This window comes from Streptomyces sp. (genome assembly GCF_035645055.1).
Classification (GTDB): domain Bacteria; phylum Actinomycetota; class Actinomycetes; order Streptomycetales; family Streptomycetaceae; genus Streptomyces.
Map to the genome: position 1 here is coordinate 1 of NZ_DASQNH010000024.1, position 18,574 is coordinate 18,574.

Sequence of the window (18,574 nt, forward strand, 5' to 3'; positions counted from 1 at the left end):
CCACCAACGTCGCGGCACGCGGCATCCACGTCGACCACCTCGACCTCGTCGTCAACGTCGACCCGCCCACCGACCACAAGGACTACCTCCACCGCGGCGGCCGCACCGCCCGCGCGGGCGAGTCCGGCAGCGTCGTCACCCCCCAAGAAGCGCGGCACCACCTCCCGCGGCCGACGCCGCCCCGCCGCAGCCCGCCGCGCACCCCTGCAACAGTCCACAACCAGCACGCCCGCATAGAACCGTCGCGATGCGGTGCGCAGGGATGGTCCTCGTGGCCGAACGGGTTCCCCTGGCATTTCGCTCGTCTCCCGCAGGTCCGGGTGAGATTTCGCCCTCCTCACCACTGCCGCTGATCGGGTTGCGGGTGCGGTGAGAGCACCGTGCGCAGGAGTGCGGGCGCTTGCTGTTGTGGTCAGTAGGCGGCGAGTGAAATGGCGATGTAGTGCGCGGTGAAGGCCGCCACGGTCAGGGTGTGGAACACCTCGTGGAACCCGAACCAGCGGGGCGAGGGGTCCGGGCGTTGGACGGCGTAGACCACCGCGCCCGCGCTGTAGAGGAGACCGCCGGTCACTACCAGAGTGACTACGGCCGCTCCGCCGGTGTGCAGGAAGTCGGGCAGGTAACGCACCGGTGCCCACCCCAGGGCCAGGTAGCAGGGGGTGTACAGCCAACGGGGAGCTTTGACCCACAGGACACGGAAGGCGATACCGGCCAGCGCACCCGCCCATACGACCCACAGCAGCAGGGCTCGCCGGTCAGCGGGGAGGAGGAGCACGGCCAGAGGGGTGCAGGTTCCGGCGATGATCAGGAAGATGTTGGCGTGGTCGAGGCGACGCAGAACAGCCTCGCCCAGCGGCCCCCAGGTACCCAGGTGGTAGACGGCGCTCGTCCCGAACAGCAGCCAGGCGGTGACGGAGTACACGGTGCACGCCAGGGCCGCCTGCTGGGTCCGGGCCAGGCAGATCAGAACGATGCCGGCGCTCAACGAGGCGGGGACCATCGCCGCATGGAGCCAGCCACGCAGCTTCGGCTTGACCGGCTCCACGAGGTCGGCAGCCCACTCGACCAGGTCGTCAACGGGGTGAGGCTTCTCCTCGGCATGGCCACGGTGTGAACCGCCGGGGAGACCGGCTACGGCGTCCCCGGCTACGGCTTTCCGTCCCGTCCTGGACTTCTGGGCATCTTCGGCAACCATCCGATCATGCTAGGAGCCTGCCCGTACCGGCGTTCCCGGAGGTCGGTCTCGTACCGCCGAACCGGCACCACCGGACGGCCCTGGTCGGCCATCAGGAGGGCGCAGGTGCCGGTGACCTGCCACCCACTGGGGCTGCTGCGTCCGGGTTCGGCTGTACACCGAGTGGACCAGCGCCGAGGCGCCCCAGGAGGCCGCGAAGGCCGGTCACCACGACAAGGGGCACGAGATCTCCGCCGGCACACCGGGCGTACGGCTCACCCACGGAAGGCGGTACCACCTTCACCGGTCCCTGTCCCGGCCGGCCGTCGGCGTACTCCAATCGTCCCGGGGCACCCGCTGCGAGTGTCCCGCTCCGTCGGGAGAAGAGATCGCACAGGCAATGGATCATCCCGTCCCACTCTCCGGGTAACGTCAAGGTATGAGTCATCCGCACCCCGAGCTGTCAGCCGCCCCGCCCCTGCCCGAGGGAGGGCTACGGGTCGTCGCCCTGGGCGGCCTTGGTGAAATCGGTCGCAACATGACCGTCTTCGAGCATGCCGGAAAGCTGCTCATCGTCGACTGCGGGGTGCTGTTCCCCGAGGAGACCCAGCCCGGTGTGGACGTGATCCTGCCGGACTTCACCTCGATCCGGGACCGGCTGGACGACATCGTGGCCGTGGTGCTCACCCACGGCCACGAGGACCACATCGGCGGTGTGCCCTACCTGCTGCGCGAGCGCTCCGACATTCCCGTCGTCGGCTCCAAGCTGACGCTGGCGTTCCTGGAGGCCAAACTCAAGGAACACGGCATCCGGCCGCGCACCGTGCGGGTACGGGAGAGCGACCGGCGGCGCTTCGGCCCCTTCGACTGCGAGTTCGTGGCGGTCAACCACTCCATCCCGGACAGCCTCGCGGTCGCGATCCGCACCGGCGCCGGGCTGGTGCTGCACACCGGCGACTTCAAGATGGACCAGTTCCCCCTCGACGACCGCATCACCGATCTGCGCGCCTTCGCCCGCCTCGGCGAGGAGGGCGTCGACCTGTTCCTCACCGACTCCACCAACGCCGAAGTACCCGGCTTCACCACCTCCGAGCGTGAGCTGAACCCGGCGATCGAGCAGGTGATGCGCACCGCGCCGCGCCGCGTCATCGTCTCCAGCTTCGCCAGCCATGTGCACCGCATCCAGCAGGTCCTGGACGCCGCCCACCAGCACGGCCGCAAGGCCGCCTTCGTCGGCCGGTCCATGGTCCGCAACATGGGCATCGCCCGTGACCTGGGCTATCTGAAGGTCCCGTCCGGTCTGGTCGTGAGCACGAAGGAGCTGGAGAAGCTCCCGGACCACAAGATCACTCTGGTGTGCACCGGCTCCCAGGGCGAACCGATGGCCGCGCTGTCACGGATGGCCAACCGCGACCACATGATCCGCATCGGCAAGGGCGACACCGTCCTGCTCGCCAGCTCCCTCATCCCGGGCAACGAGAACGCCATCTACCGGGTGATCAACGGGCTCACCCGGTGGGGCGCCCACGTGGTCCACAAGGGCAACGCCAAGGTGCACGTCTCCGGTCACGCCAGCGCCGGCGAACTCGTCTACTGCTACAACATCGTCAAACCCCGCAACGTCATGCCCGTGCACGGCGAATGGCGCCACCTGCGGGCCAACGGCGACCTCGCCATCCGCACCGGCGTCGACCCCGACCGGGTCGTCATCGCCGAGGACGGTGTCGTCGTCGACCTCGTCGACGGGCGCGCGTCCATCACCGGCAAGGTCCCCGCCGGCAACGTCTACGTGGACGGTATGGAAGTCGGCGGCGCCACCGAAGCGTCCCTCAAGGACCGCCTCACCCTCGCGGAGGAAGGCGTCGTCACGGTGGTGGCGATCGTCGACGCGGACACCGGCGCCCTCGCCGAGGCCCCCGACTTCCTGGCGCGCGGCTTCGTCCACGACGACACCACCTTCGAGCCGGTCATCCCCGTCATCGAGAAGACCCTGGCCACCGCGGCCCAGGAAGGCGTCGGGGACGCGCACCAGCTCGAACAGCTCATCGCCCGCGCCGTGGCGAACTGGGCGTTCCGCACCCACCGCCGCAAGCCCTTGATCATCCCCGTCATCATCGACGCCTGAGCGACAGCGAGGCAGGCAGAACCGGTCTCACCGGCCGACAGCCGAGGCAGCGTCGGCGACGTCACCCGGGTGTCGGCATGGCCGCTTGGTCGACCCGACGGGCGATGTCCTTCCCCGGTTCGGATGCGGACCGGGGAGGCCGGACGGCGGGGCCACGACGAGCGGGGTGAGCAGGAGGCCCAGGGGCGCCGCCGGCACGCCGACCGCGGTCGCGGCCGTCAGGGCGGCCAGGGGGTGCCCGGTGCCGCACGGGCAGACGGCACAGGACACCGCTGCGTAGGGCCCGGTCGGCGCGGCCGGGACACGCCTGCTCAGTGCCTCACCCTCGTATCGACAGCCACCCGATCCGGGAAACAGCCCGCCCCCGGACCACAGTCCCGGAGAAGTCCCAGAGGTGCCGCCGCACCCCCCTGCAGATCCACATTCATGCGGGTCGGACAGGGTGCGGCGGCATCCGTCGTTCAGATGTCCCGGAAGATCTCGATCTGTGCCCCGATCGAGTTCAGCCGCTCGGCGAGGTCTTCGTAACCGCGGTTGATGACGTACACGTTGCGCAGTACGGACGTGCCCTCGGCCGCCATCATCGCGAGGAGGACGACCACCGCGGGCCGCAGGGCCGGCGGGCACATCATCTCGGCGGCGCGCCAGCGGGTCGGGCCCTCGACCAGGACCCGGTGGGGGTCGAGGAGTTGGAGGCGCCCGCCGAGGCGGTTGAGGTCGGTCAGGTAGATGGCGCGGTTGTCGTAGACCCAGTCGTGGATCAGCGTCTTGCCCTGCGCGGTGGCCGCGATGGCCGCGAAGAATGGGACGTTGTCGATGTTCAGGCCGGGGAACGGCATGGGGTGGATCTTGTCGATGGGCGCCTCCAGCTTGGAGGGGCGCACGGTGAGGTCCACCAGGCGGGTGCGGCCGTTGTCCGCGAAGTACTCGGGCGTGCGGTCGTGGTCGAGGCCCATCTCCTCCAGGACCGCCAGCTCGATCTCCAGGAACTCGATGGGGACGCGGCGCACCGTCAGTTCGGATTCCGTGACCACCGCGGCGGCGAGCAGGCTCATCGCCTCGACCGGGTCCTCGGAGGGCGAGTAGTCGACGTCCACGTCGATCCGCGGCATGCCGTGCACGGTGAGCGTGGTGGTGCCGATGCCCTCCACCTTCACGCCCAGCGCCTCCAGGAAGAAGCACAGGTCCTGGACCATGTAGTTGGAGGAGGCGTTGCGGATGACCGTGACGCCGTCGTGCCGGGCGGCGGCGAGCAGCGCGTTCTCGGTCACGGTGTCGCCGCGCTCGGTCAGCACGATCGGACGGTCGGGGCTCACGCCCCGGTCCACCACGGCGTGGTACTGGCCCTCGGTGGCGGCGATGTCCAGGCCGAACCGGCGCAGCGCGATCATGTGGGGTTCGATGGTCCGGGTGCCGAGGTCGCAGCCGCCGGCGTAGGGCAGCTTGAAGCGGTCCATGCGGTGCAGCAGCGGGCCGAGGAACATGATGATCGAGCGGGTGCGGCGGGCCGCCTCCGCGTCGATGGAGTCCAGGTCGAGGTCGGCCGGCGGGACGATCTCCAGGTCGACGCCGTTGTTGATCCAGCGGGTGCGGACGCCGATGGAGTTCAGCACCTCCAGCAGGCGGTACACCTCCTCGATGCGGGCGACCCGGCGCAGCACCGTGCGCCCCTGGTTGAGCAGTGAGGCGCACAGCAGGGCCACGCACGCGTTCTTGCTGGTCTTCACATCGATGGCGCCGGACAGCCGACGGCCGCCCACCACCCTGAGGTGCATCGGGCCCGCGTAGCCCAAGGAGACGATTTCGCTGTCCAGGGCTTCACCGATTCGGGCGATCATCTCAAGGCTGATGTTCTGGTTGCCGCGCTCGATGCGATTCACGGCGCTCTGGGAGGTGCCGAGCGCCTCGGCAAGCTGCGACTGCGTCCAGCCACGGTGCTGCCGGGCGTCACGGATGAGCTTGCCGATGCGTACGAGGTAGTCGTCTGCCATGGGGTTGAGGCTATCTCAGATATGAGATGGCACATCCCGGGGGGTCCGTTCGAGTGACGGACCGTCAATGACGCCTGGTGGAACGCGTACGACGCCACCCGAAAGGTCCGGGCAAATCAACCGATGTCGTATGACGTCCGGTGCTGCTGTGGGTGTGCCGCGGGCCGTGCCGGCCACCCGTGGTGATGGACCAGGAGTGACGGCTGATGTTCAGCCGTACGCCGGGCAGGATCCTGAAGCTCTTGCGGAACGTCAGGGGCATGGCCGCCTCCCGTGGGGTCGGTTGTCTGCCCTTCGGTTACCCCGTTCCGGTCGGCTGATGGCCGCGCGCGGGCGCGGCGGGGCCCATCGCGCGCACCACGCCGGGCCGGGGCATGACCATCACGCCCTCATGTACTAGAGTTATCTCGACATCGAGATATCTGCCGAGGCGTACCGCAGCCGGCCACCTCAGTAAGGGTTACCTAACTTAGCCTTACCTCAGCGGATCGGCCAAGCTCGCGTGGCGGCAGGATGCGGTGGTACGCGCACATCAATGAAGGAGACTGTCGTGTCGGCGAACAGCTTCGACGCCCGCAGCACGCTGCAGGTGGGCGACGAGTCGTACGAGATCTTCCGGCTTGACAAGGTCGAGGGCTCCGCCCGGCTGCCTTACAGCCTGAAGGTCCTGCTGGAGAACCTGCTCCGCACCGAGGACGGCGCGAACATCACCGCCGACCACATCCGCGCCCTCGGCAACTGGGACTCCCAGGCCCAGCCGTCGCAGGAGATCCAGTTCACGCCGGCCCGCGTGATCATGCAGGACTTCACCGGCGTGCCCTGTGTCGTCGACCTCGCCACCATGCGCGAGGCCGTCAAGGAGCTGGGCGGCGACCCGGCGAAGATCAACCCGCTGGCCCCGGCCGAGCTGGTCATCGACCACTCCGTCATCGCCGACAAGTTCGGCACCAACGAGGCCTTCGCGCAGAACGTCGAGCTGGAGTACGGCCGCAACAAGGAGCGCTACCAGTTCCTGCGCTGGGGCCAGACCGCGTTCGACGAGTTCAAGGTCGTCCCGCCGGGCACCGGCATCGTCCACCAGGTGAACATCGAGCACCTGGCGCGCACGGTCATGGTCCGGGGCGGTCAGGCGTACCCCGACACCCTGGTCGGCACCGACTCGCACACCACCATGGTCAACGGTCTCGGCGTCCTCGGCTGGGGCGTCGGCGGCATCGAGGCCGAGGCCGCCATGCTCGGCCAGCCGGTCTCCATGCTGATCCCGCGCGTCGTCGGCTTCAAGCTCACCGGTGAGCTGCCCGCCGGCACCACCGCCACCGACCTGGTGCTCACCATCACCGAGATGCTGCGCAAGCACGGTGTCGTCGGCAAGTTCGTCGAGTTCTACGGTGAGGGCGTCGCCGCCACCTCCCTCGCGAACCGCGCCACCATCGGCAACATGTCGCCCGAGTTCGGCTCCACCGCCGCGATCTTCCCGATCGACGGCGAGACCCTGAAGTACCTCAAGCTCACCGGCCGCTCCGAGCAGCAGGTCGCGCTGGTCGAGGCGTACGCCAAGGAGCAGGGCCTCTGGCTGGACCCGGCCGCCGAGCCGGACTTCTCCGAGAAGCTGGAGCTGGACCTCTCCACGGTCGTCCCGTCGATCGCCGGCCCGAAGCGCCCGCAGGACCGCATCGTCCTCGCCAACGCCGCCCAGCAGTTCGCCCAGGACGTCCGCAACTACGTGGACGACGTGGACGAGGCGGGCAAGGAGTCCTTCCCGGCCTCCGACGCCCCGGCCAACACCCCCAACGGCGCCCCGTCGAAGCCGGTCCCGGTCACCGCCCCCGACGGCTCGACGTACGAGATCGACCACGGTGCCGTGACGGTCGCCGCGATCACCTCCTGCACCAACACCTCCAACCCGTACGTCATGGTCGCCGCCGCCCTGGTGGCCAAGAAGGCGGTCGAGAAGGGCCTGACCCGCAAGCCGTGGGTCAAGACCACCCTCGCCCCGGGTTCGAAGGTCGTGACGGACTACTTCGACAAGGCCGGGCTGACCCCGTACCTGGACAAGGTCGGCTTCAACCTCGTCGGCTACGGCTGCACCACCTGCATCGGCAACTCCGGCCCGCTGCCGGAGGAGGTGTCCAAGGCCGTCAACGACCACGACCTCGCGGTCACCTCGGTCCTCTCCGGCAACCGGAACTTCGAGGGCCGGATCAACCCCGACGTCAAGATGAACTACCTGGCGTCCCCGCCGCTGGTCGTCGCGTACGCCATCGCGGGCTCCATGAAGGTGGACATCACCAAGGACGCCCTGGGCACCGACCAGGACGGCAACCCGGTCTACCTCAAGGACATCTGGCCGTCGGAGGCCGAGGTCAACGACGTCGTCGCCAACGCCATCGGCGAGGACATGTTCGCCAAGTCGTACCAGGACGTCTTCGCGGGCGACGCCCAGTGGCAGGCGCTGCCGATCCCGACCGGCAACACCTTCGAGTGGGACCCGCAGTCCACCTACGTCCGCAAGCCCCCGTACTTCGAGGGCATGGAGATGGAGCCGGCCCCGGTCCAGGACATCACCGGCGCCCGCGTCCTCGCCAAGCTGGGCGACTCGGTCACCACCGACCACATCTCCCCGGCCGGCGCCATCAAGGCCGACACCCCGGCCGGCAAGTACCTCACCGAGCACGGTGTGGAGCGTCGTGACTTCAACTCCTACGGCTCCCGCCGAGGCAACCACGAGGTCATGATCCGCGGCACGTTCGCCAACATCCGCCTGCGCAACCAGATCGCGCCGGGCACCGAGGGCGGCTACACCCGCGACTTCACGCAGGACGGCGGCCCGGTCGCCTTCATCTACGACGCCTCCCGCAACTACATCGAGCAGGGCATCCCGCTGGTCGTCCTGGCCGGCAAGGAGTACGGCTCCGGCTCGTCCCGCGACTGGGCGGCCAAGGGCACCGCGCTGCTCGGCGTCAAGGCCGTCATCGCCGAGTCGTACGAGCGCATCCACCGCTCGAACCTCATCGGCATGGGCGTGCTGCCGCTCCAGTTCCCGGAGGGCGCGTCCGCCCAGTCGCTCGGTCTGACCGGCGAGGAGACCTTCTCCATCTCGGGCGTCACCGAGCTGAACGAGGGCACCACGCCGCGCACGGTGAAGGTCACCACCGACACCGGTGTCGAGTTCGACGCGGTCGTCCGCATCGACACCCCCGGTGAGGCGGACTACTACCGCAACGGCGGCATCATGCAGTACGTGCTGCGCAGCCTGATCCGCAAGTAAGCGGATACGGCTCGGCGGCCGAGGGCCGCGTCCCCGTGCGGGGGCGCGGCCCTTCGCCGTGGGCGCCGCCCGGCCGCCCCGTTTACAAACGGGCGGCGTTGCCGCTAGCTTCCGGTGCGGAGCGGGGTGGGAGCGCTCCCACCCCGGTGGACCGGAACCCGCCCGGGTGCGGCTCCCGCCCCGCTCTCCCCTGTGCGGTAAATCAAGGGCAAGACCCGTGTCCTTTCGGTCACGAACTCTCGTATAGTGACCGTCGGTTGATCAGCGATAACACTCAACTGCGCAAATACACACACGTTCCCCTGGACGACACCAAGGCCGCACTCGACGCGGCAGCCCGAGGACCTGATTGATGACCGCGCAAGCCCGACCGGGCGACCGACCTGCCGTGCGACCTCTCTTCCTCATCGCCCTGACGGCAGCGGCCGTGTCGGCCCTCGCCGTCGGATGGGCGGTGTCCGTGGCACCTCCCGCCACACGCGGTCCCCTCGGCTGGGGCGCCGGTGGCGGTGCCGCCCTGCTGTGCGCCGCCGTCACCGTCGCCGCGCACGGGCTGCGCACCGCGAGGGCGACGCGTGCCCGACTGCACTCGGCGCGCGCCGAAGCGGCCCGTCTCGCCGGCGAACGCGAGGCGCTCACCGCGCAGTGGCGACAGGAGCACCAGCGGCTGACGGACGCCGCGGCCCACGAACGCGCCCGCCTCCTCGACGAGTTCGCCCGCGAACGGGACCGGCTGGCCCAGGAGCACACCGCCGAACGCGCCCGGCTGGAACAGGAGGTGCGGCGGCTGTCCACCCAGGCCGAGCGCGCCGCCGCCGAGCGGGCCGCGGCCATCGCCGCCACCGCCAACGCCGCCGCCCGCATGCAGGCACTCGCCACCGGCACCCTCGCCGACCTGCGGGCCATGGAGGAACGCCACAGCGACGAGGACGTCCTGGCGGACCTGCTGCACCTGGACCACCGCACCGCGCAGGCCGGTCGGCTCGCCGACTCCATCGCCGTGCTCACCGGAGCCCGCTCCGGCCGCCGCTGGGCGCGCCCCATTCCGATGGAGTCCATCCTGCGCGGCGCGATGGGCCGGATCAGCGGCTACCAGCGCGTCCGGCTGCACGCGGCCAGCAGCACGGCGGTGGCCGGGCACGCCGCGGAAGGCGTCATGCACGCCCTGGCCGAACTGCTCGACAACGCCGCGAACTTCTCCCCGCCCAGCGCCGAGGTCCATGTCTACGTCGAGGAGGTCCCCGCCGGGGTCATCGTCTCCGTGGAGGACAGCGGCCTCGTCATGAGCGACCTCCAGCTGCGCCGCGCGGAGCGGGCCGTCTCCGGTGACGTGACCGAGCTGGGCGGACTCACCGGCACCCGGCTGGGTCTCGCCGTGGTGGGCCGCCTCGCCCGCAAGCACGGGCTGAAGGTCTCGTTCCGGCCCTCGGCGCGCGGCGGCACCGGCGTCCTCGTCCTCCTCCCGCAGGACATCCTCACCGAGGCCCCCGCCGCCCCCCGGCCGAGCGGAGAGGCCCGCCCCCGTCCCGTCCCCGCCCCGCGGCCCGCCGAGGCCGCCCCGGTCCACGAGCAGGGCGAGCGGGAGCCTGCCGCGCACGCGTCCGGCGGGCTGCCGAAGCGCCGCCGCGGCCGCACCCTGGCCGCCGCCGAGCGCGTCCGCACCACCTCCCGCGCCGACGCGCCCCGCCCCGACGAGGCCGCCGGCGACCTGAAGGCCAGGGCCACCCGCTTCGGCGACTTCCGCCGCGCGGTCCGCGCGGTGGAGTCCTCCTCGGAGACGACGGGCGGCCACGCCCTGCCGGTACGCCCCGGTACCGGGACGACGGGCGGCCACGCCCGGCCGGCCTCCCGCGACGCCGAGACCACCGGCGGGCATGCCCTGCCGGTGCGCCCCGGCGCGGAGACGCCCGGCGGTCACGCCCTCTCCGCCCCCGGCGACGCCGAGACGCCCGGCGGTCACGCCCGACCGGAACCCCCCGGCGCCGACACCACCGGCGGTCACGTCCCGCCGGTGGGCGCCGGTGCCGGGAGCTCCGGCCGCCACTCGCTGCCCGCGCCGCTCGACGATCCCGCCGCGCGCACCCGTTCCCCCGAGACGTCCCCCGACGTACCGACCCCCTCGCACCCGGAAGGCGACACCACCTCATGACCGGCACGACCACCGTCGACGAGAAGCTCACCTGGCTCATCGAAGGGCTCCTGGAGCGCACGCCGGGCGCGCGGCACGCGCTGGTGCTCTCCCGTGACGGGCTCAAGCTGTGCCGCACGCCGGAGCTGACGGTCGACCAGGCGGACCAGCTCGCCGCGATCGCGGCCGGCATCCAGTCGCTGTCGCACGGCGCGTCGATGGAGTTCGGCGACGGCAGCGGCGGTGTGCGCTCGTCGATGACCGAGTTCTACGGCGGCACCCTCTTCATCGTCGAGGCGGGGGAAGGCGCCCACCTCGCCGTCGTCACCACCGAGGACGCCGAGCCGGGCCTGGTGGGGCACAACATGAGCGAGCTGGTGGAGCAGCTGGGCGAGCACCTGACGGCCCAGCCGCGCACCTCATGAGGCGGCCCGGCAGGGATGACACGCCCGACCGCCTCTACACCCTGACCGGGGGCCGCACCCGCTCCGGCCCGGACAGCCCGTTCGACCTGGTCACCCTCGTGGTGGCGGAGAGCGAACCGGCCCCCGGCATGCAGTCGGAGCACGCGGCGATCCTGCGGATGGCGCAGGCGCCCATCGCGGTGGTGGAGGTCGCCGCGGAGCTGGGGCTGCCGGTGAGCATCACCAAGATCCTGCTGTCCGACCTCCTCGCCGTGGGACGCGTCAGCGCCCGTCACCCCCGTACGTCCGCCCTTCCCGACCCCGACATCCTGGAGCAGGTGCTCGTTGGACTCCGCAGCCTCTGACGCGCGCACCCCGCTGGGTGCCTCCGCCGACAACGGTCTGAAGATCGTCATCGTGGGCGGTTTCGGCGTCGGAAAGACGACCATGGTCCGGTCCGTCAGCGAGATCCGTCCCCTCAACACGGAGGAGACGATGACCCGGGCCTCGGAGACGGTCGACGACGTCAGCGAGGTGCGCGGGAAGACCGCGACCACCGTGGCCTTCGACTTCGGCCGCATCACGCTCGACGCGCGCAATGTGCTCTACCTGTTCGGGGCACCGGGGCAGGAGCGCTTCTGGTTCCTGTGGGACCGGCTGTTCTCCGGCACGCTCGGCGCGGTCGTGCTGCTCGACGCCCGGCGGATCGAGGACTCCTGGTACGCCATCGACCGCCTGGAGCGGCACGGCACCCCGTTCATCGTGGCCTGCAACGACTTCGGCGGCCCCCGGCACGCCCCCGAGGACGTACGGGACGCCCTCGACCTCGATCCGCATGTGCCGATCGTCGACTGCGACGCCCGCTCCCGCGCATCCAGCAAGCAGGTGCTGATCACCCTGGTCCAGCACATCCAGCGGCACCTGGGCGACCGGTCCGCTCGCACCGACTCGTCCCTCCGGGAGACCGTGTGACCACCGAAGCCGTTCCGCTCAGCGGCTCCCGCTTCCAGACCGAACCGGCCCGGCTGTACCGGGAGATGCGCCGTGACCACGGTCCCGTCGCCCCCGTCCTGCTGGACGGCGGAGTACCGGCCTGGCTGGTGCTCGGCTACCGCGAACTGCACCAGGTGACGGGCGATCCGGTCCTCTACAGCCGCGACTCGGGCCTGTGGAACCAGTGGGAGAGCATCCCCGACGACTGGCCGCTGCTGCCGATGATCGGCCGTGACCAGCCGTCCGTCCTCTACACCGTCGGCGAACGGCACCACCAGCGCGCGGGGATGATCGCCAAGGCTCTGGAGGGCGTGGAGCCGGCGCTGCTGCGCCACCACTGCGAGCGGTTCGCCGACGAGCTGATCGACGCCGTCTGCACCACCGGCACGGCGGACCTCGTAGGGCAGTACGCCATGCTGCTGCCGGTACGGGTGCTGGCCCGGCTGTACGGCTTCTCCGACGAGGAGGGCACCGGGCTCGTCACCGCGCTCAACGACATGATCGACGGGCGCGAGCGAGCCCTGGACGGGCAGCGGCACCTCGCCACGTCGATGGCCGATCTGGTGGCGCGACGCCGCGCGGCGCCCGCCGACGACGTGGTCTCCCGGATGCTGGCCGACCCGAGCGGCTTCACCGAGGAGGAGATCATGCAGGACCTCATGGTGATGACGGCCGCCGGACACCAGCCGACCGCCGACTGGATCGGCAACTCGCTGCGCCTGATGCTCACCGACGACCGGTTCGCGGCCTCTCTGTTCGGCGGGCGCCACAGTGTCGCCGAGGCGATGAACGAAGTGCTGTGGGAGGACACCCCGACGCAGAACGTGGCCGGCCGCTGGGCGGCGCGCGACACCCAGCTCGGCGGGCGCCACATCCGCGCGGGCGACCTGGTCCTGCTCGGCCTCCAGGCGGCCAACGCCGACCCGCAGGTGCGTACCGACGCCGCCGCGTTCACCGGCGGCAACAGTGCGCACTTCTCGTTCGGCCACGGCGACCACCGCTGCCCGTTCCCCGCGCAGGAGATCGCCGAGGTGATCGCCCGGACGGCCATCGAAGTGGTCCTCGACCGGTTGCCCGACATCGACCTGGCGGTCCCGGCCGACTCCCTGACCCGTCGTCCCTCGCCCTGGCTGCGCGGACTGACGGAGCTGCCCGTGCGGTTCACCCCCACCCCTGCCCTGGGAGGCAACAGACCATGACGTCCGGCACCGCACACGTACGCATCCCCCTGGACCCCTTCGTCACCGACCTGGACGGCGAGAGCGCGAAGCTGCGCGCGGCGGGGCCGCTCGCGGCGGTCGAGCTGCCCGGCGGTGTCCCCGTGTGGGCCGTGACCCGGCACGCGGAGGCGAAGGCGCTGCTGACCGACCCCCGGCTGGTGAAGGACATCAACCGGTGGGGCGCCTGGCGGCGGGGCGAGATCCCGGCGGACTGGCCGCTGATCGGCCTGGTGAACCCGGGCCGCTCGATGCTGACCGTGGACGGCGCCGACCACCGGAGGCTGCGGACCCTGGTCGCCCAGGCCCTCACGCCGCGGCGGGTGGAGGAGATGCGCGGCCGTATCGAGGAGCTGACCGGGCGGCTGCTGGACGCGCTGCCGGCGGACGGCGGCGTGGTGGACCTCAAGGCGGCCTTCGCCTACCCGCTGCCCATGTATGTCGTGGCGGACCTGATGGGCATCGACGAGGCCCGGCTGCCCCGGCTGAAGGTGCTGTTCGAGAAGTTCTTCTCGACCCAGACCCCGCCGGACGAGGTGGTCGCCACCCTGACGGAGCTGGCGGAAATCATGGCCGAGACGGTCGCGGCGAAGCGGACGGCGCCCGGCGACGATCTGACCAGCGCGCTCCTCCTGGCCTCCGAGGACGGCGACCGGCTGACCGACGAGGAGATCGTCTCCACCCTCCAGCTGATGGTCGCGGCCGGGCACGAGACCACGATCTCCCTCATCGTCAACGCGGTCGTCAACCTCTCCACGCACCCCGGGCAGCGGGCGCTGGTGCTGTCCGGCGAGGTGCCCTGGCAGGCGGTGATCGAGGAGACGCTGCGCTGGTCGACCCCGACCTCGCACGTGCTGATCAGGTTCGCGACCGAGGACGTCCCCGTCGGGGACAAGGTGCTCCCCGCCGGGGACGCGCTCATCGTGTCCTACGGCGCGATAGGCCGCGACGAGCTGGCGCACGGGCCGACGGCGGGCGACTTCGACGTCACCCGCGAGACCCCGACCCGGCACATCTCGTTCGGTCACGGCCCGCATGTGTGCCCCGGGGCGGCGCTGTCCCGGCTGGAGGCGGGCGTGGCGCTCCCCGCGCTGTACACCCGCTTCCCCGGCCTCGACCTCGCGGTCCCCGCGTCGGCCCTGCGCAACAAGCCGGTGGTGACCCAGAACGACCTCTTCGAGCTGCCGGTCCGGCTCACCCCCTGACCTGTCGGCCCAGCAGCTCCACCTCCGCCAGCGTCGACTCGCCGTCCAGCACCAGCCGGTAGTGCGGATAGGCGCGCCGGGCGTCCAGCGAGAACGCACGGGTCTGGCGGTCCCAGCGGAACGACTCCCCGGAGCGTTCGTCCAGGGTCCGCCAGGTCGTGCCGTCGGGCGAGCCCTGGAGGGTCCACCCGGCCGGCGCCTTCGCGCGGTCGGCGGGGGAGGTGAGGGTGTACCGCACGGGTTCGCCCCGCCCGTCGAACGGCAGCTCCACCGTCGTCACGGCCGCCTCCGTCGCCGAGGTGTCGTCGAACAGCGGGCCGCCGGGCCGCAGGGTGTCCGTGGGCGGAGCCGGCACCTCGTCGTCCCGGGTGATCGACACGGGCGCCGCGTGTTTCCCGGTGCCCCAGGGCGACGGCCTCGGCCCCATCTCGAACTCCAGGACGCCGCCCCGGGCGATGAGCTGGTGGGGGAGCGAGGTGGAGTGCCAGCGCTGTCCGTTGAGCCTCACGCCCTGGACGTAGACGTTCCGCGCGCTGTTCCGGGGCGCCTCGACCACCAGGTCCCGCCCGTTCTCCAGATGGACCGTCGCCTTGGTGAACAGCGGTGAGCCGATGGCGTACTCGCCGCTGCCCATGACCAGCGGGTAGAAGCCGAGGGCGGAGAAGAGGTACCAGGCGGACTGCTCGCCGTTGTCCTCGTCGCCGTGGTAGCCCTGGCCGATCTCGCTGCCGACGTACAGCCGGGACAGCACCTCGCGGACCTTCGCCTGCGCCTTCCAGGGCTGCCCGGCCGCGTCGTACATGTAGAGGGCGTGGTGGGCGACCTGGTTGGAGTGGCCGTACATGCCCATCCGGACGTCGCGGGCCTCCGTCATCTCGTGGATGACCCCGCCGTACGAGCCCACGAACTCCGGGGAGGCGGTCTCCGGGGTGGCGAAGTACGCGTCCAGCTTCTCGGCGAGGCCCCGCCGGCCGCCGTACAGGTTGGCCAGGCCCCGGCTGTCCTGCGGGGCGGTGAAGGCGTAGCCCCAGCCGTTGGTCTCGGTGTAGTCGTGGCCCCAGACCCGCGGGTCGTACGACTCCGAGGGCACCCGCCAGCCGCCCTTCGCGTCCTTGCCCTGGAAGAAGCCGGCCCGCGCGTCGAAGAGGTGGACATAGCCGCGGGCCCGGTCCAGGAAGTACTCCGACTCCTCCCGGTAGCGCCGCTCGCCGGTCTCGCGGTACAGCGCCCGGCCCATCCGCGCGATGCCGTAGTCGTTGAGGTAGCCCTCCAGCGCCCAGGAAAGGCCCTCGTGGGTCTCGGTGGAGGTGTAGCCGAGGAAGGGCGAGGTGGCCATGCCCTTGCGGCCGACGCCCGAGGCGGGCGGCACCACCGTCGCGTTCTTCAGGGCCGCGTCGTACGCCGTCTCCGCGTCGAAGTCCACGCCCTTGACGTGGGCGTCGGCGAAGGCCACGTCCGAGGAGGTGCCGGTCATCAGGTCGGCGTAGCCGGGGGAGGACCAGCGGGAGGTCCAGCCGCCGTCCTTGTAGTGCTGCACGAACCCGTCGACCAGCTCGCCCGCCCTGGACGGGGTCAGCAGGGAGTACGCGGGCCACGTCGTCCGGTAGGTGTCCCAGAAGCCGTTGTTGACGTACACCTTGCCGTCGACGATCTTCGCCCCGGTGCGGGTGGGGGTGTCGGGGCCCGGCATGGGGGAGAAGGGGGAGGCGTACTTGTACGTCGAACCGACCTTCTCGTGCCCGGAGTTGGGGTAGAGGTACAGGCGGTACAGGCTGGAGTAGAGCGTGGTCAGCTGGTCCGGGGTGGCGCCCTCGACCTCCACCTTCCCGAGCAGCCGGTCCCACTGGCGCTGGGCGCGTGCCCTCACCTCCTCGAAGGAGGTGCCGTCCGGGATCTCCTGGCGCAGGTTGTCCCTCGCCTGCTCGACGCCGATCAGGGAGGTGGCCAGGCGCAGGGTGACCGTGCGGTCGGCGCCCGCGGCGAACCGCAGATAGCCCTTGACGCCGCTCACCGCGCTGTCCGTCACCGGCCTGTCGAAGACGCCGTACACGAAGAGGCGGGTCGCGCCGGTCGACAGGCCGGACTTCACGTCCGAGTAGCCGGTGACCGTTCCGGCGGCCGGGTCGAGGGTCAGGCCCGCCTGGTCCGTCACGTTGTCGAAGACCACACTCGCGTCGTCGCCGGGGTAGGTGAAGCGCAGCACCGCCGCGTGGTCCGTGGGGGTCATCTCGGCCTTGAGGCCGTTCTCGAACCGGACGCCGTAGTAGTGCGGCCGGGCGGTCTCGTTCTCGTGCCGGAAGGGCAGCGCGCGGGCCGTGCGACCGGTGTCGGGGGCCCCGGCGGCGGCGGACGGCATCACCTGGAAGGTCTGCCGGTCGCCCATCCACGGGCTCGGCTCATGACTGGCGCTGAACGCCTGGAGGGTGGGCAGATTGTCCGCGTTGTTCGCGCGCGCGTAGTCGTAGAGCCAGCTCAGCGAACCCGCGTTGGTGACCGGTGTCCAGAAGTTGAAGCCGTGCGGCACGGCGGTCGCGGGGAAGTTGTTGCCCCGCGAGAAGCCGCCGCTGGAGTTCGTGCCGCGGGTGGTCACCGCGTAGTCGGACAGATGCGCCCTGGGCCGCTCGGGTGCGGCCGTCTCCAGCGTCACGTCGTCCACCCAGCCGCGGAAGCGGGCCGGTCCCTTCGGCGCGTCGTACGCCACCAGGATGCGGTCGACGGTCCTCCCGGCCGCCACCGAGCCGATCCGCGCGGCCACGTGGTTCCACTGGTTGACGTAGAGCGCCTTGGCCGCGCCCTGCCCTCGCGGCGAGAGCGGGAAGCCGTGCTGGTCGGTGGCGCCCAGGTCGCTGAGGTAGGTGCCGTCGGTGAAGGCCAGGTCGACGGCGGCGTGGGTGGCGGCGTAGTCGAGGTCGCCGTCGGCCATCGACGGGAAGATCCGGTACGACAGCCGGGTGTCGCGGGTGACGGCCACGTCGACGTCGAAGACCTTGTTGTACGCGTAGCCCCGCCCGTCGGCGGTGTGCCGGCCGGCGTACCGCAGGGCGCGCCTGCCGGTGAAACCGGCGCCCGCCTTGGCGGTGGGGGAGCCGCTCGGGCCGCGGTCGACCAGGGAGAGCATGTCCTCGGGGACCGGTCCGGTGCCGCCGCCGGTGGAGAACTGCACATCGGCGAGCTGGAGCAGACCGGCGCCGTTGTTCCTGGTGATGTCGAGCCGGAAGTGCCGGTACTCGGCGGGCGCCGCCAGGTCGTACGACTTGGTCTGGAAGCGCTCGGTGAAGGACTCGCCGGTGCGGGTGTCCAGGGTCTTCCAGTCCTTGCCGTCCGCGGAGCCCCACAGGGTCCAGTCCGCGGGGTCGCGCCCGGCGGCGTCGTTCGCGGACGTGAGCGCGTACGTCACCAGCCGCACCGGCTCGTCCAGGTCGAACTCGGCCCATCCGGTGGGCGCGAAGACCAGCCACTTGGTGCTCGGCTCGCCGTCGGCCAGATTCTCCTTCACCTCGCCGGCGCCGCTGTTCTCCCCGCTGGCCCGTACCCCGGTGACCCGGTCGGTGACATTGCCCGGGATGCCGCCGCGGTAGCCGCCGTCGACGCCCGAGGCGCGCCGGGTGCCGTCGGGGTCGGTCTCCACGGTGTTCAGCCAGTCCGGTGCCGGGTCCTCCGCCTCGAAGGAGGAGGCGAACTCGCGGTCGGCGGCCTCGGGCGCGGTGGGCAGGGCCACCGCCGCGCCGGGCGAGCCGGCGGCCAAAGCGAAGGCGGCCGCCGAGACGACCGCCGTACTCCATCGGTGGCGATATCTGTGTCGCATGCCTGAGCACCCTCCCTGCGCCATCGGACAACGTTGTCACATTCGCGCCGCAAGGTCAGTTGTGACGCAAGTGGTCAGTGCTGTCAAGGGTGTTGACTGCGCCATTCGAGCCCGGTGGCCCGGATTTTTACGGCGGGCACGCCGTCGGCGGGCTCATATTTCCGTGAGGTCTCAACTCGGAAAAGACAAACCGCCAACCTTGCATTCGATCTTGCTCCCTTGGCGGGAAGTGGACTATACCTGTCGGCGATTCACCTGAACCGC

At 71.0% G+C, this 18,574-nt stretch carries 13 protein-coding genes; 9 read left to right on the forward strand and 4 right to left on the reverse strand.

The window, feature by feature from the left end; translation table 11 throughout:
- Positions 1-353 (forward strand): helicase-related protein (locus VE614_RS08035; RefSeq protein WP_324934105.1); only part of this gene is annotated, 353 nt, incomplete at its 5' end.
- A 59-nt stretch (positions 354-412) separates the two neighbouring features.
- Here VE614_RS08035 and trhA read toward each other — a convergent pair.
- Positions 413-1,195 carry a PAQR family membrane homeostasis protein TrhA gene (gene trhA, locus VE614_RS08040; protein WP_324934107.1) on the reverse strand — a complete coding sequence of 261 codons (783 nt, stop codon included), beginning with the start codon at positions 1,193-1,195 and terminating at the stop codon, positions 413-415.
- A 418-nt stretch (positions 1,196-1,613) separates the two neighbouring features.
- Between trhA and VE614_RS08045 the strand changes: the two genes are divergently transcribed.
- Positions 1,614-3,299, forward strand: coding sequence for a ribonuclease J (locus VE614_RS08045; protein WP_324934109.1), 1,686 nt, complete (start codon positions 1,614-1,616; stop codon positions 3,297-3,299).
- Between the two features lie 461 nt (positions 3,300-3,760).
- Here VE614_RS08045 and VE614_RS08050 read toward each other — a convergent pair whose 3' ends face one another.
- Together VE614_RS08050 and VE614_RS08055 are read right to left on the reverse strand one after the other, a co-directional pair.
- Positions 3,761-5,290 (reverse strand): UDP-N-acetylglucosamine 1-carboxyvinyltransferase, encoded by a 1,530-nt coding sequence (locus VE614_RS08050; protein WP_324934111.1) that lies wholly within the window; start codon positions 5,288-5,290, stop codon positions 3,761-3,763.
- A gap of 64 nt (positions 5,291-5,354) precedes the next feature.
- Entirely contained in the window at positions 5,355-5,552 is a 198-nt protein-coding gene (locus VE614_RS08055) for a DUF4236 domain-containing protein (RefSeq protein ID WP_324934113.1), read from the reverse strand.
- A 288-nt stretch (positions 5,553-5,840) separates the two neighbouring features.
- Between VE614_RS08055 and acnA the strand changes: the two genes are divergently transcribed.
- The 7 genes from acnA (at position 5,841) to VE614_RS08090 (ending at position 14,505) form a co-directional block, all read left to right on the forward strand.
- Positions 5,841-8,558, forward strand: a complete 2,718-nt coding sequence (acnA, locus tag VE614_RS08060; protein ID WP_324934115.1) for an aconitate hydratase AcnA — start codon at positions 5,841-5,843, stop codon at positions 8,556-8,558.
- A gap of 352 nt (positions 8,559-8,910) precedes the next feature.
- Positions 8,911-10,707: an ATP-binding protein gene (locus tag VE614_RS08065; protein WP_324934117.1), complete on the forward strand. Its 1,797-nt coding sequence runs from the start codon at positions 8,911-8,913 to the stop codon at positions 10,705-10,707.
- Positions 10,704-11,111 carry a roadblock/LC7 domain-containing protein gene (locus tag VE614_RS08070; RefSeq protein WP_073944091.1) on the forward strand — a complete coding sequence of 136 codons (408 nt, stop codon included), beginning with the start codon at positions 10,704-10,706 and terminating at the stop codon, positions 11,109-11,111. The genes VE614_RS08065 and VE614_RS08070 overlap by 4 nt, the downstream gene beginning before the upstream one ends.
- Complete coding sequence (locus VE614_RS08075) at positions 11,108-11,455, forward strand: DUF742 domain-containing protein (RefSeq protein ID WP_324934121.1); 348 nt, start codon at positions 11,108-11,110, stop codon at positions 11,453-11,455. The genes VE614_RS08070 and VE614_RS08075 overlap by 4 nt, the downstream gene beginning before the upstream one ends.
- Positions 11,436-12,062, forward strand: coding sequence for a GTP-binding protein (locus tag VE614_RS08080; RefSeq protein ID WP_414719545.1), 627 nt, complete (start codon positions 11,436-11,438; stop codon positions 12,060-12,062). The genes VE614_RS08075 and VE614_RS08080 overlap by 20 nt, the downstream gene beginning before the upstream one ends.
- Positions 12,059-13,282 (forward strand): cytochrome P450, encoded by a 1,224-nt coding sequence (locus VE614_RS08085; protein WP_324934122.1) that lies wholly within the window; start codon positions 12,059-12,061, stop codon positions 13,280-13,282. Before VE614_RS08080 ends, VE614_RS08085 begins: the two co-directional genes overlap by 4 nt.
- A complete protein-coding gene (locus VE614_RS08090) occupies positions 13,279-14,505 on the forward strand; it encodes a cytochrome P450 (protein ID WP_324934124.1) in 1,227 nt (408 codons plus the stop codon). Before VE614_RS08085 ends, VE614_RS08090 begins: the two co-directional genes overlap by 4 nt.
- Here VE614_RS08090 and VE614_RS08095 read toward each other — a convergent pair.
- Entirely contained in the window at positions 14,495-18,310 is a 3,816-nt protein-coding gene (locus VE614_RS08095) for a GH92 family glycosyl hydrolase (protein ID WP_324934126.1), read from the reverse strand. The two genes, VE614_RS08090 and VE614_RS08095, sit on opposite strands and share 11 nt — an antisense overlap.
- Positions 18,311-18,574 lie beyond the last annotated feature (264 nt).